We start from the raw sequence: 20,452 nt of genomic DNA on the forward strand, positions 1-20,452 counted from the left end.
GCTAGGTGTATAACAAATGGGACGCAACCGCGAATTCGATATAGATCAGGCACTGGACGCAGCACTTTGCGTGTTTTGGCAAAAAGGTTATGAGGGCACGTCGTATTCTGATCTGACGCAAGCTACAGGTGTCGAACGCCCCGCGCTCTACTCTGCGTTCGGCAACAAGGAGGCGTTATTCCGCCGGGTTCTTGAGCGCTATTACGAGCACTACCATGATTTCTTTCCGGCGGCGCTGGAGCTGCCGACCTCGCGGGAGGTAGTCGCACGCATCTTTCGCGGGGCGGCCGAATTGCAAACTCGTTACCCTGATCACAAGGGGTGTCTATATGTCCACGGCGACTTGGCCGGCTCGGATGAATCCGAACCTATTCGACGTGCACTGATCGATGCACGCGCGGACGGAGAAGCTTCGCTGCGAGATCGTTTCGAACGGTCACAACGGGAGGGAGATCTGCCGGAGAATACGAACTGTGCAGTGCTGGCTGCTTACGTGATGGCCGTGCTCCACGGTATGGCCGTTCAAGCCAAGGCCGGCTTCAGCCGCAACATGCTGGAGGCTGTTGCCGAGCAAGCGCTCTCCACTTGGCCTACCGGCAATTCTACGCTTTCCGGAAAGTCTTCCTAATTCTTTGTATAGAGGATTATCGTTACAAAAACATAAGCTTGGTTGTCATGTGCGTAATGCTTCTTCAATCATAGAAACAAAGAAGCTCCCGATAAGTGGGAGCTTCTTTGTTGTTTACAGGAATTAATTGACTCACTTCAAGATGATCCGTTGCGCCCTGTCGAGATTGGCGATCAGCTCGGCACGAGTCTGGTGCATGTGCGCAAGCCAAGCCGGCTGGCCGGGACCGCTGCGCCATGACTCGCTCAACGGACTGTTGTCGACCGTATCGAAACCGAATTGGTCGTACAGCCGCGTTACGAGTTCCGTGGCCTCATAGAAGTCGCTCGAGACCGACAACGCATGGCGGTTGGGGTCGCCAGCTGGTCTACTCGAAATGAAGAGACGGGGGGCCTGGATGTGGGTAAAGGCCTTCGCCACCTTCGAGGCAGGAAGTTGCTTCTGGCGAAGCTCATGAACGGTCATCTCGCCAGAGTCGATCATGGGGAAATAGCCATCGCGCCAAGGCATGTAGTTGTTCGTGTCAAGCACGATCTTACCCTTAAGCTGCTCCACAGGCATGTCGTTGATCAGCTTAAGGGGGACGGCCACTACGACGAAGTCGCCAGCCTCGGCAGCGCCGGCCGCAGTCGCAGCGCGTGCTGACGGGCCGAGCTCATCAATGAGACTTTTCAACGTCTCGGGACCTCGCGAATTGGCAATGACGACCTCATACCCGTTGGCGATAGCCGCACGCGCGATCTGGCTGCCGACCTCGCCCGCGCCAATGATGCCGATTACGGGCATAAGTATGTACCTTTCGCTCCGATCATTTCCTCGCTTTTTGCCCAAAGCCGCTCCGCTTTGTTCGCATCGAGCGCATACGATCTTACGCCGTCGGCAAACGGGTTTGGTGTGTCATCGATCGGCGCGACTGCACAATCTTCGAGATAACGTCCTCCGATTTCGTCTTTGTCAGCCACGACTGCTGCCCAAACCGACGTAGCGGCCGCCTGCGCGATTTCTTTGAGATTCGCTGGCGGCAGTCCTGCTTCGGCGCGAGCTTTGCCAACGCTCTCGAGAAGACCCTGCAAGCCTTCCTGCGAGAAATGGCGCGCAAGATCGGTAGCACTATTCCCGGGCATCACCGACGCAGCCCGGATACCCCGATTACGATGCCGTTTATCGAATTCCACTGCAAAGAGTGAAGCGGCCGTTTTCGATCGGCCATAAGCGACGAATGGGTCGTATTCCTGATGCTCAAAATTCGGATCCACGAGATCAACATCAGCGACACGATGAGCTTGGGACGACAGCACCACTAAACGTCCGTTATCGGCGAGCAGCGGCTCGATTCGATTGATCAATGCGAAGTGGCCAAGATAGTTCGTCCCGAACTGGATTTCGAATCCATCGACCGTCCGGCCGATCGGGGTTGCCATGACCCCTGCATTGGCGATAATGCCGTCGAACTGCCGGCCGCTCGCCAACAGCATATCCGCGCAGGCGCGAACACGTTGCAAGGATGCGAGATCAAGTTCGAGCAACTCCAGGCTGCCTCCTCCTTGCGCCGCGGCGTTAAGGACCGACGCGGTGGACGCCTCCGCTTTTACTAGATCCCTCACCGTGCCGACAACGCTAGCGCCGTGAGCGACCAGCGAGCGGGCGGTTTCGAGGCCAATGCCCGAAGATGCGCCTGTAATGAGAAATCGTTTCCCCTTAAGATCAACACCGGAAAGCACCTGATCGGCAGTTGACTTTTCACTAAATTTGCTAGTAGTCATATGTTTCTTGTTTCCTCCTTTAATTGCGTATCTGTTACGTGTTTTGTTCCCTAACCGTCTATCGGATTTTATCATAACGATCATTACGTTAATCTATATTATACAGACGTTTTTGCATTGTCAATATCATAACGTTTATTACGTTAAGGATCACAGCAAACTCTTGCCCCTTAATCTGTTATCTAATTACGGGCAGAAAAGAGCAAATAAAAGAGCGAACACCTTATAAGTGTCCGCTCGTCGATATCGCTCACGAATATCGCTCACGCCTTCCGAACAGAAGGCGAGTAAAATACGTCAGCATGCATATGTTGAATTTGGTCCCAGTTACCGGGATTAGTCGTGTCTGGTGAGCGGTGTTCTAGAATGGCCTGATAGAGGGCAGTTTTCTCTTCCAAATGGGCAACGTGCCGTTTGGCTTCTTCGAGCTGAATGAGCGCAACTTCTTTATGCTTCATCATGAGCGCGCAGCGTTGCGGAATGGTTGAATCCCCTTCAAGACAGAGATCGACGTACTGTTTGATGATTTCAATCGGCATCCCGGATTGCTTGAGACATTTGACGCCATGCAGCCAGTTGATCGATTCATTATCGAATATCCGGATGTTGTTTTGATTGCGCTGCACGCTTGGCACCAGGCCTTTATCCGTGTAAAAGCGCACGGCATGCTCGGTGAGTCCCGTGATCAAGGCGGCTTCTTTGACCGTATGCATATGAAATCCTCCTTATAAAAAAACGTTTGAAGGCGGCTTGCCTTCGTGTAACACGAAGGTATTAAGCTTACTGTAATGCAAATCAGCTGTGAAGGGAATCCCCGTTGCGATGCCCGATTCCCGAGATACACGCCGGTTGCTGGATTACATTTGAACAATAGGAGGAATTGCAATGCAAACCGTAACATTGAACAATGGCGTGACAATGCCGATCATCGGCTTCGGTGTCTACCAAATTCCCGATGCTGATGAATGCGAGAATGCGGTATATGAGGCGCTGATGGCCGGTTACCGCCTGATCGACACCGCCGCCGGTTATCTGAACGAGGAAGCGGTTGGACGCGCGATCAACCGCAGCGGCGTACCGCGCGAGGAACTGTTCATCACGACCAAGATTTGGGTTCAAGATGCCGGTTACGAGAGTGCCAAGCTGGCGTTTGCCAAGTCTCTCAAGAAACTACGCCTCGACTATCTCGATCTATACCTTATTCACCAGCCGTTCGGCGATTACTATGGCACTTGGCGCGCGATGGAAGATCTGTACCGCGAAGGCAAGATAAAGGCAATCGGTGTCAGCAACTTCCTGCCCGACCGTCTGATGGACCTCATCGTTCATAATGAAATCGTGCCCGCCGTCAACCAGGTCGAAACACACCCATTCTACCAGCAGATCGAGAGCGCCGCTTTTATGAAAGAGCAGAGCGTGCAGCACCAATCGTGGGCGCCGTTCGCTGAGGGGCGGAGCAACATGTTCGGCAACGAAGTGTTGGCTTCTATCGCAGAAAACCACAACAAGTCCGTCGCCCAGGTCGTATTGCGCTGGCTTGTTCAGCGTGAAGTCGTCGTCATTCCAAAATCGGTGAGAAAAGAGCGGATCGTCGAAAACATCGATATTTTCAATTTCGAGTTGAGCTCAGAAGACATCGAACAAATTTCCACCCTCGATACGAAAGAAAGTCTTTTCTTATCCTACCACGATCCGAAATTCGCCAAGCTGCTGGGCACCTTGCGAGTCGATCTGTAAACCTGGTTCGAACCGTAAACTCATTACGGACAGAACCGCCTCTTGGACTATCATACCCATTGAACGAAGGCAGCCGGTCACCTTGCGTGGCCGGCTGCCTCCGTTTGCGGTTGAGCTAAAGTCGCTGTCTGTAACGGCAAGTACTAAGTCCATCTTTTGCAGACCGTCAATGTCTTCCTTGAAATCGTTTAATCGCATCCTCAGTCACCGGCTGGAAGAAGTTAAGAAGGTTGCCGTCAGGATCGCGGAACAGCATGGAACGGTTCCCCCACGGCATTGTGGTCGGTTCCTTTACCCAATTATCGACAAACGTCTTTAAGCGCACATATTCGGCCTCAACATCGTCCACGCGGAACTCAATAATGACAGTGCGATTATTGGCCGCCACTGCGGAATCGGCGCCGAATAGCTGCGTCGTCTGGGAGTGGCCGATTGCAAGGGTGAATGATGGCAGAACGAGTTCGGCAAATACGGGCGCGGGTCGTTCCGCCGAAACCCCCACGACTTTCTCATAGAACTCGACGAGACGATCCACGTCGTCGGTAATGATGCGTACAGAAGCGAAATTCACTAGATATCATCCTTCCTGTATTCATAGGTTTGGCTGTGTTCCGCTGCCGTTGCAAAACTACTTCCCTATCGCCTTAACATTTACATGTCCCATTATAAAAAACGCTACTGACAACGTTATGTCAGTAGCGTTTCAGAATTTTTCGGGCTTCCTCACGAATCCGATTTCGGAATGATTCCGGTTCCAACACGATTACGCCCGCTCCCCAGCCAAGCACCCATTGCAGCGCTTCATCCGGCAGCCGAACGCGTAAGACCACATCCAATCCGTCTTGATGCCCTTTCATATCCTCTATGTAAGGATAGTTCGATTCCTTCACCTTATCTGCAATGTCATGGTCAAATCGTAGGCAGACTCTCAAGTGGCGATCGTCTGTAGGTGTATACTCCCTTAAGTCAAAATGCGCCGGGAGTTCGAATCGTTCGTCCAGTTCGATAAGTTCAGCCATTCGGGACAACCGAAAATGGCGGATGTCTTGGCGCAGATCGCACCGAGCAACAAGCATCCACGACCCTTCAACGAGTACAAGGCCATAAGGAGCGACGGTACGATCGCTATGGCGGCTCCCCGCGGAATCCGCAATTCTTTTTGAATAATGGAATCTGATCTTTCGCCCATCTAACAGAGCTCGACGGATCTTATCGAGATTTTCCCTTTCGTTTGACTCGGCTGCCCGTTTGCCAGGAGCGAGCAATCGCAGCGATTTGCGTATACGGGAGGCCTCGCTGCGGACGCTGTCTGATAGAATGACCTCGATTTTCCTCCTAGCAAATTTAGCTCTATCACGATAATCATCATCAAATCGTTGCTCGATAAAGTCTGTTCCGATAAGCAAGGTCACGGCTTCCTCTATTGTAAAACGGATAGGAGGCAGAAAATATCCCTCCATTAAGGAATACCCTGCGCCTGTAGTGCCTGTAATCGGGACGCCTGCTTCGCTGAGCGCCTGAATGTCGCGATAGATGGTTCTCACGCTGGTTTCGAATCTTGCCGCCAAATCTTCTGCGCGTACCACTTTCCTGCCTTGCAGCTCCAGCACGATGGCCAACAAACGATCTGTTTTGTTCATTGAGTGCCCCTTTGAAACATAATGCCTTACAACAGAAACTGGCCGTCACTTATGATACCCGGGGAGAAGACCGCGTTCACGAAATCGTTCGTAAAATCTCCCCAACCTGACTTTCAAAATCGGAATCGACAGCCGTATCCAAATGTTCAGGACGAATCATTTGATATTGTTTCATCTTATAAAATTCGATAATTGCTTGTTTCAAGGTGAGATCATACCATTGAATGCTAAATGTCGGGTCCATAATCCGCCGCAGCATAGCATCATCTTGAACCAAGGACAGAACAGCGTTCATTCTGTTGAAAACCTTCTGATCCATTCCGGTTTCAAAAAAAGCTTGCAGATTTTTATTTCGATTTTGTTGGGCAATGACAAGCTTTTCAAAAAGCCGCGGATAGAATTCCTTAAGATCTTGCAGAAACAAATCGGATATAAAAATAACGCATAGCAACGATTGAAGAAATGTTTTTTGAAAGCGCTCAACAAAAGGAAGAGAATCATCGTTTACCACGGTATCCGCCTGCTGCAAATACTCAATTTCATATTCTACGACTTGCTCGATGATATCGTCTTTGGATGAAAAATGCTTATAAAGCGTTACTTTGCTTATATCCATATATTTTGCAATATCGTCTATTTTCATCTGGCTGAATTTGGTTTTTCTGATTATAGGCTTAATTTTATTAATATAGCGATCTGCGCTCACGGGTTTTCTCACAACTGAGGCCTCCTTTGATACTTATCTATAATAGTATAACAAAATGGCTGCTATCACAAACGATGTTAACCGATTTTATTAAATTAACTAATTTTATTATTTTAGTTTACTTTATTAACCGACGGTTGTATAATCGGTCCTGCATCCTAAACCCGAAAAAGAAGGAGTAATGAAAAGATGAAAAATATGCGTGTATTCGTAACTGGCGCGACGGGTTTCATCGGTTCTGCCGTCGTTCGCGAACTTTTAGATGCCGGGCATCAGGTTGTCGGACTCGCCCGCTCAGACAAGGCTGCCGCAGCGTTAATAACAGCCGGTGCCGAGGTGCGCCGCGGCGGCCTCGATGACCTTGACAGCCTGCGAGACGGCGCTGCGTCGGCGGACGGCGTCATTCACCTTGCCTTCAAACACGACTTCGCTGACTTTGCGGCAGCTGCCGCGGCCGACAGCTTGGCGATCGAGACGATGGGAGCGGCGCTTGAGGGCACCGGGAAAGCGCTTGTGGCCACCTCGGGAACGTTGATGCTTACGCCGGGATCCCTTGGGACTGAAGAAGACGCGTCCAGCCAAACTACGCCGCGGCGCTCCGAGGAAGCCGCGCTTGCGCTAGCAAGGCGCGGAGTGCGATCATCGATCGTCCGTCTCGCACCGTCCGTGCATGGTGAAGGCGAACAGGGCTTCGTTCCGACCCTTATCGGCATCGCGCGTGAAAAAGGAGTTTCGGCATATGTAGGGGATGGACTGAACCGGTGGCCGGCAGTGCACCGGCTGGACGCAGCACGTCTATTCAGACTGGCGCTTGAGAAGGGAGTCGCGGGAGCCATTTTTCACGGGGTCGCCGATGAGGGCGTGCCCTTCCGGGATATCGCTGGCGTTATCGGTCGCCATCTGAACCTCCCGGTGATTAGCGTTGCCCGCGAAGAGGCAGACGCTCACTTCGGGTGGATCTCCTTCGCTGCGTCGACCGACAACCCGTCGTCGAGCGCGCTGACCCAGAAACACTTGGGATGGCGGCCTGTGCACCCCGCTCTGATCCCAGACCTCGAACAAGGTCACTACTTCAACAGCTGAAATCCACGAAACAGAAGCGTTCACGGAAATGCTGTACCAGACGAAATAGAGTTTTACAGTAATTCTGACTTTGTATTGATATATAAAGAACAAAGCTCGCTGTCACTTCAGCGAGCTTGTTCTTTATTGCTGGAAACTATCATATTGAGAACGATCGGTAAAGAATAAAATCCAGTGGCACCGTTCTGCGCTTCTTGAGCTGTTCTATGCCATCGGACCGGAGGCATCAAGTGGCATGAATATCGAGAAGGTGCTTCCTTTCCCCTCTTCGGATGACGCCTTCATATAACCGCCTTGTTCGGCAACGATTTTCCTGGTCAAATACAGACCGATGCCGACCCCTTGCGTGTCTCTTGACGCTGCTCCGCGGTAGAATCGTTGAAAAACTTTGTTAATCTCCGATTCGGGAATGCCCCTGCCGTTATCGCTGACGTCAATTCTAGCAAACATTTCATAACGTTCGATGACGACCTTTACCTTACCGCCGGAAGCCGTATATTTAATCGCATTATCCAATACGTTGCTAATCGCCTCTCCGACCCATTTCGCATCATGCAGCAATTCTATGCTTTGTTTCCCATGAAACGCAATCTCCACGCCTTTGCTCCGAGCCGCCGGAAAAGCTTGCTTGATCGCGGTAAGCACCGTATCGACGATATCTCTCCGCTCTGACCGAATCTCGATAATGCCGATCTCGAGCCGAGACATCTTGACCAAGCTGTCCATCAGCCAAGTTAATTTCTCCGTCTGATCCTTCATGATCCGGGCGAATTCCATTCGCTTCTCCGGGGACAGCTTATCATCAAGCAGTAAACCGTTATACATATTCAGATTGGATAACGGCGTTCTGAGTTGATGGGTGATATCCGAGATAAGGGACTTGATTTCCTCCCCCTCTTCCTTGTATTTCAGTTTCTGCATCTTTAAAATGTTATGAAGTTTCAGCGTCTGGTCCTGCAGCTTGGACAAGACACTGTCTTCCGACACCGCGAATTCATTCAGCGCTTGACCGTTAATTAACGATTGGATCATGAGCGACAGCTTGTCTAAGATCGTCGCCATTCGGTTCCGTATTCCGAGCAGGTACCCCGCGAAAAGCGCCGCCACGACCAAGACGAATGCAATGGCGCTCTGCCATACTTCACGGCTTGGCTTTTCATAGAAGAGAAAGGTCGCAAAAGCGCCGCAAGCGAGCGTGAATAATGCCACATATCCCGTGATGATGCGAGTGAAGGAGCCGTTCATCGCTTACTCCCCCCAAGTATAGCCGATTCCGAATACCGTTTTGATGTAAGTCGGCTGTTTCGGATTGTCTTCGATTTTGCTTCTGAGCCTTTTAATATTCACGCTCAGCGTGTTCTCGTCAACGAAACAACCGTCCACATCCCACAGCCTCTCCACGATCTGTTCGCGAGTAAGAACTTGATTGCGGTTCTGGGCGAGCACGGACAGAAGCTTGTATTCGTTGGTCGTAAGCCTGATCTCTTCGCTGCGTTTGAAAACTTTCATTTTATCAAAATGAATGTTCAGATCCTTATAAGTGAGCGTAGATCCATTATCGTCGCCTCCGCCTCTTCGGAGTACGGCTTTCACCCGTTCGCGCAGCACCGCTATACTGAAAGGTTTGGCCATGTAATCGTCGGCGCCCAGCTTGAAACCGAGCACCATGTCTTGTTCCGTATCGTTAGCCGTGAGGAATATAATCGGAACATCCGATTCGCGGCGGATCTCCTTGCATAGATCCGTTCCCTTGCGATCGGGAAGCGTAACGTCCAGCAAGATCAGATGAACCTCACGGCTCCGGAACGCAGACAATCCTTCTTGGTAAGAATGCGCCGACACAATATCGTAACTCTCGTTGCCGAGCGCGTATGCCAGCCCTTCGTTCAATACCAGATCGTCTTCCACAATGAGTACCGTCGTCATGGGTTCATCCTCCTTCGACATCGTTATTCGCACGCTTGTGCGACTAATGCGATAACAAGTCTCTCCTGTAATTTAACTCGTTTCCTTTAATCGTTCAACGATGCTCAGTTTCTTGGATTTGTTATAAGCAATCAGCGGAACGAGCCAGCAAGAAGCCAGAATGAGTACGAAAGCGATAGACAACGGCACGGTTGGGAACGTATAGATCGCGTAATCCGCTTCTTGGCTGAATACCTTGAAAGCGCCATAGCTGATCAGCGTGCCTAATGTCGAGATGAGCAGCAGAGAGATTGCCGCATAACCGGTCCCTTCCAACAACAACAAGCTGCGAAGCTGCTTGCGCGTCATGCCGATGCTCTCCATTACCGCAAATTCCTGCCTGCGAACGATAATGCTCGTGAACATGGTGCTGACGAAATTCAAAATCCCGATGCACGCTAGGATGAAGGAAACTGCACCGCCTAGAACGAAGAGCACCATTTTGGCCGATTCCATCCGTTCCATCCATTCCAGCTTAGAAGACAGCTTCAACTCACGTTCGCCCGAGATCAAACTTTCAAGCTGTTCTTGGATTTGTGAATGAAATTTCCGATCCGCCTGGATGTCTAGTCGATAAGTCGTTGGCTCATGTCCCAGCCATTGCTCCATCCCCTGCTTGCTGAGATAGACGTTAGGGGCAAAACTGCTGAATGGGATCTGATACTGCGGCGGAACGCCGCCTCCGATCTCAAATTCCCGTTCCGCAGAGCCCTGGGGCACACCTAACGTGAGCTTGTCTCCCACCTCTATGTCGATCGTATTGACTAAAGCGATCTCGCCTTTCTCGAATCGTTGCACATCGATCGGCGTCTTCGATTCCTTGTTCAAATCCTCTGCATACCGAGCGTCCAAGCCAACAGCAAAGCCGCTGAACCCCTCTCTATTGACGGACAATTCTTCGTCGGAAGGCCGCTCGAAACCGCTTCTTGCAGCTAATCCGTCCATGTACTTGCCGAATACCTCAGCCGAATAGGGGATATAAGCTCTCTCCACGTAGGTTGCCCTAACGTCCGTCACCCCTTCCAGTCCTCGAACCTTCGCGATCATCTCTTCCGTAATGACTTGTACGGGTTCACCCTCGTATCCGAAACCGACCGTCAAGTTCTCGATTTCAAAGTCGTTATCCACGTAAGTGTCAACGAAGTTATCCGTATTCATGCTGAGAACGAGCGTATTCACGGTCAAGAACGCGGTCATCCCTATGAAAAGCGATAAGAACACGGTTGCTGCCCGTTTCTTGTCGCGGAACAAGTTACGGAAGGCCATCCGATACGGTTTCGCTCCGCCCTTGCCCCTTTTGTTCGATCCTCTGACATACTTCGATGCCTCGATAGGCGAGATTCGGCTCGCGATCTTCGCCGGCTTCCTGCTTCCTGCCATCATCGTCAACCAGGCGAATAGTGCGGCCCCTGCAAATATGACCGGATGAAACGACACTTCGGCGCCAGTCTCCAGATCGAATACCGTAAGCGCCAGCGGTACAACAACGAACGACGTAACAGCACCTATGACTAGTCCGATAGGGATTCCGATCCACGCCAACCGATTGGCCTGGCCTCTGACGATTCTCTTGATCTGCTTCTGAGTGGCGCCGACCGTCTTAAGCAGCCCGTATTGTTTCGTATCCGTGGATACGGACACGTATAGAACGTTATAGATCAGCAAGTAACCGCTGAACATGACGAAAGCGATGATGCCTGCTATCCCAGCGGTTGTCGAGAATGCATCCCCTGAATCGCTGTTCCCACCTAATCGTTGAAGAACCTGATGGTCTCCCAGCCCCAACTTCGTTTCCAATCGTTCTATGGTTTGATCGATGTCTTTGCTGCTCTTGAATATGACGGAAGCGACGGAACCGGTTTGCGTGCCTCCTGCTTCGATCTCTTTCGCGAATGATTCGGCAATGAGGATCTTGCCCTCTCTGCCTGCTAGGTGCGGATAATCGGTATACCAACCGCTCAGAATAAACGAGGACGTATGTTCCACAGGCTCCGCAGAACCCTCAGGATATGTGGCATAAGCGAGCGGAATGGTCATACCAACTTCCGGTTCCTTGATTCCGAGCTCATCCAATAGCCAAGTCGGCGCGATGATATCGTGCTTTCCTTCCGGATAGCCGTTCGTCTTGCTGCCTAGAAGAGGCGCTTTCATGCGCTCCCATTCCGTCTCGTCATACCAGCTTAAGCTTGCCTTCTGATCTTCGGGGCCTGCTAGCGGAATCCACTTCGCGACAGGAACTTCAAGTCCAACGTCGCTAATTTCCTCAGCTTCCCTCAATCGTGCAAGTTGGTCTGCCGTCGGATTTAACAACTCCGCATGCGCTTTCGTACCGACCATTTTCAGCGCCTGCATTTCAAACGATTTGACATAGCTCAATCCGATACTGAATACGGAACTAAGCAACCAAGTGGTCAGAATAATAGCGAGAATGACATAACGGTTTCTTGCCCGATTGGCCTTTAAGCTGTTCCGGATCAATTTGTTCGTCGCAGCTTTGTTCTTATTTGGAAACATCATGATGTCTTTCCTCCGACGATCTTGCCATCCCCAATGCGAATGACGGTATCGGCGAGCTGCGCGATCTCCTCGCTGTGCGTAATCATGACGATCGTCTGATTGAATTGCCGACTCGTCACCTTAAGCAGTCCGATAACCTCCTGGCTCGTCCGGCTATCCAAGTTGCCGGTAGGCTCGTCCGCCAAAATAATCGACGGCTTCGTGGCAAGCGCTCTGGCGATGGCGACCCGTTGCTGCTGCCCGCCGGAGAGGTGACTCGGCAAGTTATTCAGTTTCATCGCAAGTCCCAACGTCTTGACGATATGTTCCACGTACGCCCTATCGATAGCGTTACCGTCAAGCTCGATCGGCAACACGATATTGTCATATACGTTCAAGATCGGAACGAGATTATATTGCTGGAACACAAATCCGATGTTCCGCCTGCGGAACACGGTCAACTCGTCGTCGTTCATCTCGAATAGCGATTTCCCTCCGACGATGACTTGTCCGCTCGTAGGACGATCCAGACCGCCGAGCATGTGCAGCAGCGTCGATTTCCCGCTCCCCGAGCTGCCTACGATCGCAACGAATTGACCTTCATTAATATGCATACTCACGCCGTCAAGCGCCTTTACCAGATTCGGTTCTCGTCCGTACACTTTTATCAAATCAACCGCTTGTACTAGGGTGGTCATGAGAATTCAGCTCCTGCTTGTCATATTTAAATACAGTCCGAATTATACGCATGACTTCTTACATTCTCGTGACATCATAAATACGAAATTCGACGCCGAGAGACAACATAACGGACGACATGCAAACAAAGCAGTACCGATCGCCTCGGTACCGCTTTGTTCGGTTTCATTTCTCTTATTTCCAAGCTGAAACTGTGTTAAACTTGGCAATAAGGATTCAGGAATTCCATGTCACGCACTCAGCCGGGTTCGCTCAAGAAGAAACTCGTTATTTTCTCTATGAAACGTTCTGGCTCTTCGATGCTCGGGGCGTGGCCGGAATACTCGAATTCAACGAAGGTTGAATCGGGGATGAGCGCCGCAATCTCCCGTCCCCGTTCCGGCGGATTTAAGCCGTCGTATTTACCGCTAATGACTAGCGTTCGGGCAGCAACGTGCTTTAGCTCATTCCGAAAATCAAAGCCTTCAAGCGCCTTGTTCGCGGCCATCTGCTCCTTCGGCTTCGAAAGCGTTGCATGTTCGATATGCCAATTGTGCATGACCTTCCCAACCGCAGCTTGGTTATAAAACATATAATTAAAAGCATGAGCCTGCTTTTCTTCAGCCGTGAGATCCTTCATTTCTTCCGCGTGGCGCTCCAGAAGTTCTTGCATCGAAGAGGTTACCCCGTTGCTTTTCGAAGCGATCAGCGCCAGTTTCTTTATTCGTTGGGGAATAGCGATGGCGACCCCTTGCGCAATATAACTTCCCATCGATACCCCAAGAAGATAGCACGATTCAATACCGAGAAAGTCCAGCAAAGCAGATACGTCTTTTACGTGATCCTGCCAATTATACTGGAGCGGTTTTGTCGATTTTCCATGTCCGCGCATGTCTAGCGTGATCACGCGATAATTCGACTTGAACTGATTCGCTTCATTTTTGAACGTTGCGCCGCTCCCCATCAAGCCATGAAGCATGACCAAAGGCAGACCGGCTCCTTCTTCTTCATAATGGAGTTCTATCCCGTCTGATATAAACGATGGCTTTTTTTCTGTCCCCCGTTTCGGAAATCGGATAATCCCTAACGAAGCAATTTTATCTGGCTCGAAATGACGCCAAGATGAATGGCTTCGTGCATCAGCGCGAAGTTAAACAATTCGCCAGCGGTCGTGAATTGAAACGGACCCATTACAAACGGCGGTTGCAGCGTCTTGTCTAGCCGCTCGGGCGCAAGCTCAGAGAGATTGGAAAGCTGAGTAACCAACATTTGAATGAGCTCATCCTTGGATGGCGGTACGATCGTCCAATTCGAGGGCTTCGTTCCCGAGTTGAACAAAACCTCATAATGCGAAGGAACGACAGATATGGACCCGAAAGATAGAGTGGCGTATTTGTCCATCCAATAGATCATATGACCGACATTCCAGCGAATCGTGTTGTTGAAGCCTTCCGGTTGAATGTCAAGCTGAGCCTCCGAAACGTTTTGAAGCTGCCCGATAACAATCTGACGCAGAACTTTTCCCGTATTTACGATCGATTGTGCCATTATTAAACGCCTCCCGAATGGGTTCATGTTTTTGCTTTGCAACTAAAGAGTACCTCTAGCCGAATAAAGCAACAATCACGAGATTCCGATGAGATCGATCGGTTTCAGTAATGAAAGCATACGATAGGGGAGGGCGCTTCGGAATGGAGTTAAGGCAATTGGAGTATTTCGCTGCCATATGCAAGGAAATGCATTTCTCAAGGGCTGCAGAGAACCTCTGCACCACGCAATCGAATCTGAGTCAACAGATCAAATTTCTAGAGAACGAGCTTGGGCTGCCTCTATTCGATCGTATCGGCAAGCGGATCGCTCTAACGGAGGCAGGTCAAATCTTGCTGGAGCACTGCCGGAAGATATTCGAACACATCGACAACGCGAAAGGGGCAATAACGGATCTGAAGCGAATGGAGAGCGGAAGGCTGGACATCGGGATCCTGCCCGGAGACGGGGACCTTCTCTTTGATGCGCTGTTGGTTAATTTCCATCTTGCATACCCCAAGCTTTCCATCCAGGTAACGGAGACAGTAAATGTGTATGAACAGGTTGTCGACGGCACAATAGATCTTGGCGTTACGACAGTGCCTTCGAATCCGGACGACCGAATTGCTGTCATCCCTTTGTTCCACGAGGAGTTTGCATTAGCGATTCATTCCGATCACCCTCTTGCAAAGTCAAAGACGATCCCCTTCGAGCGATTGGAGCAGTTAAAAATAATTCTGTTCGGTTCGGAGCATCAAATTACGAAGGTCTTCCAGGTCTGTTGCCAAGAAGCAGGGATTTCCATTCATAACCCGATTGCAACCTCTACTTTATCGACTCTTCTGTCCTTAGTAGAAAAAGGGATAGGGGCCTCCATTCTGCCGCGAATGCTGCTTGATTATCTTAACCACGATCATATCTCGGCGGTTAAGCTGCTCCATCCTACGCCTCAACAAGATATCTGCATCATGTATCGAAAAGACAAATTTATGGGGCAAGCAGCAAAGGTATTCATAGCCGAATTGCAGTCCTTTATCCAAGGCGTAACGGAGCGTGCCAGTCGGGCTCCGGGGTGACGACTTAACCGCCTTACGGAAAAACACACCTGGACCCTTCATCCGATTCACACCTATCTCCCTTACTGAATGAGCACGATCGCTCTGCAAGTCTCCTAGAAATTCAGTGTTGCTCCTTTTCGCCGTTACTTGTGATAAGGTTCAAGCTTAACGGGTCTATTGGCTAAGAATGCAAAAAGGAGCTGTTCGGAGCAGCTCCTTTCTTTGCTTAACAGAGATGTTTACTCCTGCGAAAAAGCCCCCATGTCCATATAGGCGATTTCCCACAGATGCCCGTCCAAATCCTCGAAGCTTCTCACATACATAAAGCCATGATCGGCTGGTTCTTTGGACTGTTTGCCTCCCGCAGTCAATGCCATGTCCGCCAGCTCGTCCGCTTGCTCTCTGCTATTGGCGGAGAGCGCGATAATTCCAGCAGCGGCGCTTTCGGCATTTGCTATCGGCTTTTTGACGAATGTCTGGAAGTACGACTCCGTCAGAAGCTGAACGCACGTGTTGTCATTGATTATTAGGCATGCCGAGTTTTCATCGGAAAACTGGGGGTTGAACTCGAAACCAATACTGCCAAAAAACTCCTTCGTGCGGTTCAAGTCTTTCACTGGCAGGTTTATGAACGTGTGCGTTGATTTGTAAGCCATTTGCGGCACCATCCTATTTTATAAAATCCGCTTAGAGTCTTTCTCCAAGCGGTAAATCCCTTCGCTAAATTACTTGGAAGCCGAACGATTCGGGCCGGTCATCCTAATGCTCTTGAGCGCATCACGCTTCAGGTACAAGAGGAAGGCCACAACGATCAAGATCGCGAATGGGACCATGGCATCCCCCGCAAGGCCTGCGGCAAGGTTCGTCACGATCGCACCTATCAAGATGACGATCATAACGGTGATCGATGCTACTGCCGCCTTTCGACTACGGTAACCGGCTATTAGAACCAGCCCTGCCAACGCCTCGAATACGCCGACGATGTAGAGCAAAGCAACCGGAGTTCCCAGCTTGTCGGTGAATAATTCCCTGATTTGATCGGCACTCGAGAAGATCTTCGATGCTCCGGCAAACAGAAAATCTAGCGCCACTAAACCCTGCAGAATGCGTTTTATCCATTTCATTAGTCGAACACTCCCACTAATTTACAAGTTAATATGACCACAACCCCAATTATTGAATCAAATGTAACTTTTGAAAAGTACTCTCTTTTTTCGTACTAAGTACATAAAATAATAGTACTTATGAAATACGGTGTGTTTTGGTAAAATCGGGATAAGATATTCGAAATTTGTGTAATGAGGAGTTGAACTCATGGACGCGGATAGAAATCAATCTTATCGGACACAGGGAGTAGTGACCACATTGCAAGCTATCGGTGGAAAATGGAAGCCGTTGATACTATTTATTTTGATGAAAGAGGGAACCAAACGGTTCGGTGAATTGAGACGCAAGCTCCCTGAAGTTACACAAGGCATGCTTACCAATCAGCTCCGTGAAATGGAGAAAGACGAGCTCATCGTTCGGCAAGTGTTTCAGACGATCCCTCCAAGAGTCGAGTATTCGCTGTCCGATCATGGAAGAACACTAAGTTCTATTTTGAGCGACATGTGCAATTGGGGGTTTCACCATATCGAATTTATGAACGGCACTAATGACGCCCATGGAATTAAACAGCAAACCGAATAATATCGTGCTAAGGATTAACATTGAGAGTACGGCCGCTTGGTTAGAGCGGCCGTTTTTCTTATTTCACGATAATGGCACAAACGTACGCTTTCGTACGCTTTTCAAGACTAAGTATGAATAAAAAGCGTACTTTTCAAAAACATAATCCGACTCAATAATTGGGGGTGTGTATAACCTCACTTTAATGACAGGGAGGAATAAGTATTAGAATCTTGGTGATCTTGGCACATCCGGATCTAGAGAAATCCCGTGCTAACCGAGCTTTACTGCGTGAATTACAGCATCATGCAAACATCGCTGTCCGAGATCTCTACCGCGAGTATCCGAGTTGGAGAATAGATGTGGTAAAGGAGCAGCAATTGCTCTTATCCTTTGACCGGATTGTTTTCCAATTTCCATTTTACTGGTACAGCTGTCCGCCGCTATTGAAAAAATGGTTCGATGATGTGCTTACGTATGGATGGGCTTATGGCCCGGAAGGTAACCATTTGAAAGGAAAAGAATTTATACTTGCAACGACGACGGGTGGCCCTGAAAATGGCTATCGGGCCGGAGGAGACAATTGGTTTACGATCAGTGAATTTTTAAAACCGATCCAAAGAACGATTACCAAATGTAATGGGCGGTTTCTCCCCTCTTTCGTTGCTTACAGCGCATCACAGGGGGACGATGCTTTTCTCTCTCAAGAAGCTAAAAGATATGTTGAGCATATCCAATCTTCTCCGACCTTGCTTGTTCATTAATCGTGCATAAACAGAAAAAGGAGATAATCAAATGAGCAAATCCATTTGGGGACCAAAGTCAGTAACATTTTGGTTAGTGGGTGTTATTACGCTGTTAATGTTGTATTTAGGAGTAAAAGGTTTTATCCAACCTGTAGCTGCGATTCAAGGTTTTGGTTTACCGCTGCATGACACTGTCGATAAAAATCTTGTATATATAAAAGCAGATCGAGATCTGTTTATTGGCATCTTCCTGTTTGTCTTGATGATCCTTCGTATGAGAAAGGCATTACTTGTTGCAATGTTAACTTCAATTATGATGCCTATAATAGATGCAACTTTGGTATTAACGAAAGCAGTGGACAAAACACCTTCTTGGATTCATATCGTTTCTGCCGTATATGGGCTGGTTGTAGGTTGGATGTTGTATCGCGAAGAACGGCAAGACAAAACAACAACAAAGAATTAGGAGGAATATGTATAATTCCCTACTGTTCATCCATATCCTTTCCGCAGTGACAGCAGCCCCTCCTTGACGTGGTCAAACCATGCCAAGGAGAGGGCGTAAGGTCTACGCATGGAACATCTATTCTCTGATCTCTCCCATCCTATTTTTCTAGTATAATGACTTCATACAACAATAATTCTATACATATCTTGCCTTCAGCTTGTAAGGAGTTCTTACGACTTTTTAAGGCAGGAAGAAGGAGCGTCTTTATGGAATATCATGTATCCATACGTGGGAATGATCAGTTGAAAGGAACAGCTGATCAACCGTTTCGTACAATATCACGCGCTGCGGCTCATGCGATGGCGGGTGATACGATTATTGTTCATGCCGGAATATACAGGGAATGGGTTAACCCCGCTAATGGCGGAACAGCGGAGCATCGAATAGTATATCGATCCGCGGGAGACGGGGAAGTCGTCATTACAGGAGCTGAACGGATTACCGACTGGAAGTCCGAAGGGGACAAGGTTTGGAGCACAGAAGTGCCCAATTCGATTTTTTCCGTTCGCAATCCCTTTGAAGTGGAGTTGAGCGGAGACTGGGTGTTTGACGGGCCCTTCCCGGTTCATCTCGGCGACGTATATTTGGATTGCAAATCTTTGTATGAATGCGAGAGTATTGCAAGCGTTTACAAACCTGAAGTTTGGCCCGAAGCCAAATATCCCGAGGATTCATTGTTAAAATGGTTTGCCGAAGTTGGTTCTGCGACAACAAAAATCTGGGCCCATTTTGGTGGAAAAGATCCTCGTAAGGAAAATGTAGAAATTAGTGTCCGTCCTTATTGCTTCTGGCCTGAGAAACCAGGACTTAACTACATAACCGTAAGCGGCTTCACGCTTCGTCAAGCCTCTCCTCAATGGGCGCCGCCTACTGACTACCAGGAAGGATTGATCGGACCCCACTGGAGCAAGGGTTGGATTATTGAAAACAATAGGATCAGTGAATCCAAATGCGTTGGGATCAGTCTGGGCACCGCAATCGGTACTGGTCACACCAAGTCTTTGGATAAGCATATTAAAGGCGGTACTCAACGGGAGCAGGAGGTTATTTTGCGAGCATTACGCTCCGGCTGGCATAAGGATACAATCGGCAGTCACATCGTTCGAGGCAATGTGATTCATGATTGCGAACAGGCAGGTATTGTGGGGCACATGGGGGGAGCCTTCAGCCGCATTTATAAGAACCGCATTTACAACATTCACCACAAACGGCTCAGACACGGTGCCGAAGTAGCGGGGATTAAACTGCATGCTTCCCTGGATACTCAAATTAGTGAAAATATAATTTATAGCTGTTACCGCGCGATTTGGCTTGACTGGCAGGCACAGGGCACCCGCATCAGCCGCAATGTATTTCTTGACAACCTTTCTGAAGACTTCTTCGTTGAGGTTTGCCATGGTCCGTATATGGTCGATCATAATCTGTTCCTCTCCCCTATGAACTTCAGAAATATGGCGCAAGGCGGGGCATTTGTCCATAATTTGTTTGCAGGCAGATTTGTAGTTCGTTCCGAGATTACCCGTATTACGCCGTATCACTTCCCTCACGAGACGGCAATGGCAGGATACTCCAATATTACTGGAGGCGATGACAGGTACTACAACAATATCTTTTTGGGCGATAATGACGCGAACAAGGAACCTGTTCCAATAACTTTTTTCGAGCATCTTCCGCTTAAACCAAGGGATGAAGTTGGAGAGAACGGGAAGACCGTCATGGATGGTGTGCCGGACAATTCCATTTGCTATCTTCACGCTGTGGGACTGGGGGGCTACGACAAACATCCTGACATAAAAGATAAGAGATGGTGGGAATACACCATAGAGGAGCTTATTGCGCTTGGCGATGCCGCAAAGGATTTCTTTATAGGAAATGCAGTTCTTCCGGTGGCCATGGGCGGAAATTTATATCTTAACAATGCGATTCCAAGTAGTCATGAATCCAACGCGAAGATATATACGCAAGAGGGCATAAAAGTTGAGATTAATGCTGCGCAAGGCAGGGTGCAAATTCAGGTCAATGAGCCCGAATTGCTCCGGGGGACATCTGCAATGGTGGTTACCACTGACCTGCTCGGCAAGACTTATCACGCCGATATGAAGTATGAGGAACCGGACAGCACGCCATATCGTTTCGACTCCGACTTCTTCGGAATAAAGCGACCGGATGCAGGTGTCACAGCTGGTCCGTTTGAATTGCCCGACAATGGTACCTTTGATTTTGAAATTTAGTTTATGATCGAGGATCCA

22 protein-coding genes are annotated in these 20,452 nt (G+C 49.4%); 8 read left to right on the forward strand and 14 right to left on the reverse strand.

Annotated elements, in window-relative coordinates:
• Positions 1–16 precede the first annotated feature (16 nt).
• Entirely contained in the window at positions 17–628 is a 612-nt protein-coding gene (locus SBI19_RS13780) for a TetR/AcrR family transcriptional regulator (RefSeq protein ID WP_317969068.1), read from the forward strand.
• Positions 629–760: 132 nt separating this feature from the next.
• On the opposite strand, the gene SBI19_RS13785 is transcribed toward SBI19_RS13780, so the two are convergent.
• The 3 genes from SBI19_RS13785 to SBI19_RS13795 form a co-directional block, all read right to left on the reverse strand.
• Positions 761–1,414, reverse strand: a complete 654-nt coding sequence (locus tag SBI19_RS13785) for an NADPH-dependent F420 reductase (protein ID WP_317969070.1) — start codon at positions 1,412–1,414, stop codon at positions 761–763.
• A complete protein-coding gene (locus tag SBI19_RS13790; protein WP_317969072.1) occupies positions 1,405–2,391 on the reverse strand; it encodes an SDR family NAD(P)-dependent oxidoreductase in 987 nt (328 codons plus the stop codon). Before SBI19_RS13790 ends, SBI19_RS13785 begins: the two co-directional genes overlap by 10 nt.
• A gap of 263 nt (positions 2,392–2,654) precedes the next feature.
• A complete protein-coding gene (locus tag SBI19_RS13795; protein WP_317969074.1) occupies positions 2,655–3,104 on the reverse strand; it encodes a MerR family transcriptional regulator in 450 nt (149 codons plus the stop codon).
• A gap of 172 nt (positions 3,105–3,276) precedes the next feature.
• Here SBI19_RS13795 and SBI19_RS13800 point away from each other — a divergent pair, with 172 nt between their 5' ends.
• Positions 3,277–4,128 carry an aldo/keto reductase gene (locus SBI19_RS13800; protein ID WP_317969076.1) on the forward strand — a complete coding sequence of 284 codons (852 nt, stop codon included), beginning with the start codon at positions 3,277–3,279 and terminating at the stop codon, positions 4,126–4,128.
• 166 nt (positions 4,129–4,294) lie between these two features.
• On the opposite strand, the gene SBI19_RS13805 is transcribed toward SBI19_RS13800, so the two are convergent.
• From SBI19_RS13805 to SBI19_RS13815, 3 genes are all read right to left on the reverse strand, one after another.
• Positions 4,295–4,699, reverse strand: a complete 405-nt coding sequence (locus SBI19_RS13805; RefSeq protein ID WP_317969078.1) for a VOC family protein — start codon at positions 4,697–4,699, stop codon at positions 4,295–4,297.
• A 121-nt stretch (positions 4,700–4,820) separates the two neighbouring features.
• Positions 4,821–5,768, reverse strand: coding sequence for a helix-turn-helix transcriptional regulator (locus tag SBI19_RS13810; RefSeq protein WP_317969080.1), 948 nt, complete (start codon positions 5,766–5,768; stop codon positions 4,821–4,823).
• A 76-nt stretch (positions 5,769–5,844) separates the two neighbouring features.
• Entirely contained in the window at positions 5,845–6,486 is a 642-nt protein-coding gene (locus tag SBI19_RS13815) for a TetR/AcrR family transcriptional regulator (protein WP_317969082.1), read from the reverse strand.
• A gap of 186 nt (positions 6,487–6,672) precedes the next feature.
• On the opposite strand from SBI19_RS13815, the gene SBI19_RS13820 reads away from it, so the two are divergent.
• Positions 6,673–7,557, forward strand: coding sequence for an SDR family oxidoreductase (locus SBI19_RS13820; RefSeq protein WP_317969204.1), 885 nt, complete (start codon positions 6,673–6,675; stop codon positions 7,555–7,557).
• 204 nt (positions 7,558–7,761) lie between these two features.
• Here SBI19_RS13820 and SBI19_RS13825 read toward each other — a convergent pair whose 3' ends face one another.
• The 6 genes from SBI19_RS13825 to SBI19_RS13850 form a co-directional block, all read right to left on the reverse strand.
• Positions 7,762–8,802: a sensor histidine kinase gene (locus SBI19_RS13825; RefSeq protein WP_317969084.1), complete on the reverse strand. Its 1,041-nt coding sequence runs from the start codon at positions 8,800–8,802 to the stop codon at positions 7,762–7,764.
• Positions 8,803–8,805: 3 nt separating this feature from the next.
• Positions 8,806–9,483, reverse strand: a complete 678-nt coding sequence (locus SBI19_RS13830) for a response regulator transcription factor (RefSeq protein ID WP_317969086.1) — start codon at positions 9,481–9,483, stop codon at positions 8,806–8,808.
• A gap of 72 nt (positions 9,484–9,555) precedes the next feature.
• The gene (locus tag SBI19_RS13835; RefSeq protein WP_317969088.1) at positions 9,556–12,039 is read right to left on the reverse strand and encodes an ABC transporter permease; all 2,484 of its coding nucleotides are present in this window, start codon (positions 12,037–12,039) and stop codon (positions 9,556–9,558) included.
• Positions 12,036–12,716 (reverse strand): ABC transporter ATP-binding protein, encoded by a 681-nt coding sequence (locus SBI19_RS13840; RefSeq protein WP_317969090.1) that lies wholly within the window; start codon positions 12,714–12,716, stop codon positions 12,036–12,038. Before SBI19_RS13840 ends, SBI19_RS13835 begins: the two co-directional genes overlap by 4 nt.
• A 239-nt stretch (positions 12,717–12,955) precedes the next feature.
• Complete coding sequence (locus tag SBI19_RS13845; protein ID WP_317969206.1) at positions 12,956–13,675, reverse strand: alpha/beta fold hydrolase; 720 nt, start codon at positions 13,673–13,675, stop codon at positions 12,956–12,958.
• Between the two features lie 104 nt (positions 13,676–13,779).
• On the reverse strand, positions 13,780–14,244 hold the full coding sequence (locus SBI19_RS13850) for a DinB family protein (protein WP_317969092.1): 465 nt from the start codon (positions 14,242–14,244) through the stop codon (positions 13,780–13,782).
• 143 nt (positions 14,245–14,387) lie between these two features.
• Between SBI19_RS13850 and SBI19_RS13855 the strand changes: the two genes are divergently transcribed.
• Entirely contained in the window at positions 14,388–15,299 is a 912-nt protein-coding gene (locus SBI19_RS13855) for a LysR family transcriptional regulator (protein WP_317969094.1), read from the forward strand.
• A 221-nt stretch (positions 15,300–15,520) separates the two neighbouring features.
• Here SBI19_RS13855 and SBI19_RS13860 read toward each other — a convergent pair whose 3' ends face one another.
• Together SBI19_RS13860 and SBI19_RS13865 are read right to left on the reverse strand one after the other, a co-directional pair.
• Positions 15,521–15,937: a VOC family protein gene (locus SBI19_RS13860; RefSeq protein WP_317969096.1), complete on the reverse strand. Its 417-nt coding sequence runs from the start codon at positions 15,935–15,937 to the stop codon at positions 15,521–15,523.
• Positions 15,938–16,006: 69 nt separating this feature from the next.
• Positions 16,007–16,405, reverse strand: a complete 399-nt coding sequence (locus tag SBI19_RS13865) for a DoxX family protein (RefSeq protein ID WP_317969098.1) — start codon at positions 16,403–16,405, stop codon at positions 16,007–16,009.
• 190 nt (positions 16,406–16,595) lie between these two features.
• Here SBI19_RS13865 and SBI19_RS13870 point away from each other — a divergent pair, with 190 nt between their 5' ends.
• The 4 genes from SBI19_RS13870 (at position 16,596) to SBI19_RS13885 (ending at position 20,434) form a co-directional block, all read left to right on the forward strand.
• A complete protein-coding gene (locus SBI19_RS13870) occupies positions 16,596–16,970 on the forward strand; it encodes a winged helix-turn-helix transcriptional regulator (protein ID WP_317969100.1) in 375 nt (124 codons plus the stop codon).
• Between the two features lie 203 nt (positions 16,971–17,173).
• Positions 17,174–17,713 (forward strand): NAD(P)H-dependent oxidoreductase, encoded by a 540-nt coding sequence (locus tag SBI19_RS13875; protein ID WP_317969208.1) that lies wholly within the window; start codon positions 17,174–17,176, stop codon positions 17,711–17,713.
• Positions 17,714–17,744: 31 nt separating this feature from the next.
• The gene (locus SBI19_RS13880) at positions 17,745–18,161 is read left to right on the forward strand and encodes a DUF4267 domain-containing protein (RefSeq protein ID WP_317969102.1); all 417 of its coding nucleotides are present in this window, start codon (positions 17,745–17,747) and stop codon (positions 18,159–18,161) included.
• A 248-nt stretch (positions 18,162–18,409) separates the two neighbouring features.
• Positions 18,410–20,434 carry a right-handed parallel beta-helix repeat-containing protein gene (locus tag SBI19_RS13885; RefSeq protein ID WP_317969104.1) on the forward strand — a complete coding sequence of 675 codons (2,025 nt, stop codon included), beginning with the start codon at positions 18,410–18,412 and terminating at the stop codon, positions 20,432–20,434.
• Positions 20,435–20,452: the final 18 nt, after the last annotated feature.

The organism is Paenibacillus sp. CCS19, from assembly GCF_033239625.1.
Classification (GTDB): Bacteria; Bacillota; Bacilli; order Paenibacillales; family Paenibacillaceae; genus Paenibacillus_T.

What these genes read in the sequence shown, in the direction of transcription:
- SBI19_RS13790 (WP_317969072.1), bottom strand. Translation starts at nt 2,391, where the DNA reads ATGACTACTAGCAAATTTAGTGAAAAGTCAACTGCCGATCAGGTGCTT.
- SBI19_RS13785 (WP_317969070.1), bottom strand. Translation starts at nt 1,414, where the DNA reads ATGCCCGTAATCGGCATCATTGGCGCGGGCGAGGTCGGCAGCCAGATC.
- SBI19_RS13810 (WP_317969080.1), bottom strand. Translation starts at nt 5,768, where the DNA reads ATGAACAAAACAGATCGTTTGTTGGCCATCGTGCTGGAGCTGCAAGGC.
- SBI19_RS13795 (WP_317969074.1), bottom strand. Translation starts at nt 3,104, where the DNA reads ATGCATACGGTCAAAGAAGCCGCCTTGATCACGGGACTCACCGAGCAT.
- SBI19_RS13840 (WP_317969090.1), bottom strand. Translation starts at nt 12,716, where the DNA reads ATGACCACCCTAGTACAAGCGGTTGATTTGATAAAAGTGTACGGACGA.
- SBI19_RS13825 (WP_317969084.1), bottom strand. Translation starts at nt 8,802, where the DNA reads ATGAACGGCTCCTTCACTCGCATCATCACGGGATATGTGGCATTATTC.
- SBI19_RS13870 (WP_317969100.1), top strand. Translation starts at nt 16,596, where the DNA reads ATGGACGCGGATAGAAATCAATCTTATCGGACACAGGGAGTAGTGACC.
- SBI19_RS13830 (WP_317969086.1), bottom strand. Translation starts at nt 9,483, where the DNA reads ATGACGACGGTACTCATTGTGGAAGACGATCTGGTATTGAACGAAGGG.
- SBI19_RS13780 (WP_317969068.1), top strand. Translation starts at nt 17, where the DNA reads ATGGGACGCAACCGCGAATTCGATATAGATCAGGCACTGGACGCAGCA.
- SBI19_RS13855 (WP_317969094.1), top strand. Translation starts at nt 14,388, where the DNA reads ATGGAGTTAAGGCAATTGGAGTATTTCGCTGCCATATGCAAGGAAATG.
- SBI19_RS13880 (WP_317969102.1), top strand. Translation starts at nt 17,745, where the DNA reads ATGAGCAAATCCATTTGGGGACCAAAGTCAGTAACATTTTGGTTAGTG.
- SBI19_RS13820 (WP_317969204.1), top strand. Translation starts at nt 6,673, where the DNA reads ATGCGTGTATTCGTAACTGGCGCGACGGGTTTCATCGGTTCTGCCGTC.
- SBI19_RS13800 (WP_317969076.1), top strand. Translation starts at nt 3,277, where the DNA reads ATGCAAACCGTAACATTGAACAATGGCGTGACAATGCCGATCATCGGC.
- SBI19_RS13860 (WP_317969096.1), bottom strand. Translation starts at nt 15,937, where the DNA reads ATGGCTTACAAATCAACGCACACGTTCATAAACCTGCCAGTGAAAGAC.
- SBI19_RS13885 (WP_317969104.1), top strand. Translation starts at nt 18,410, where the DNA reads ATGGAATATCATGTATCCATACGTGGGAATGATCAGTTGAAAGGAACA.
- SBI19_RS13845 (WP_317969206.1), bottom strand. Translation starts at nt 13,675, where the DNA reads ATGCTTCATGGCTTGATGGGGAGCGGCGCAACGTTCAAAAATGAAGCG.
- SBI19_RS13865 (WP_317969098.1), bottom strand. Translation starts at nt 16,405, where the DNA reads ATGAAATGGATAAAACGCATTCTGCAGGGTTTAGTGGCGCTAGATTTT.
- SBI19_RS13835 (WP_317969088.1), bottom strand. Translation starts at nt 12,039, where the DNA reads ATGATGTTTCCAAATAAGAACAAAGCTGCGACGAACAAATTGATCCGG.
- SBI19_RS13850 (WP_317969092.1), bottom strand. Translation starts at nt 14,244, where the DNA reads ATGGCACAATCGATCGTAAATACGGGAAAAGTTCTGCGTCAGATTGTT.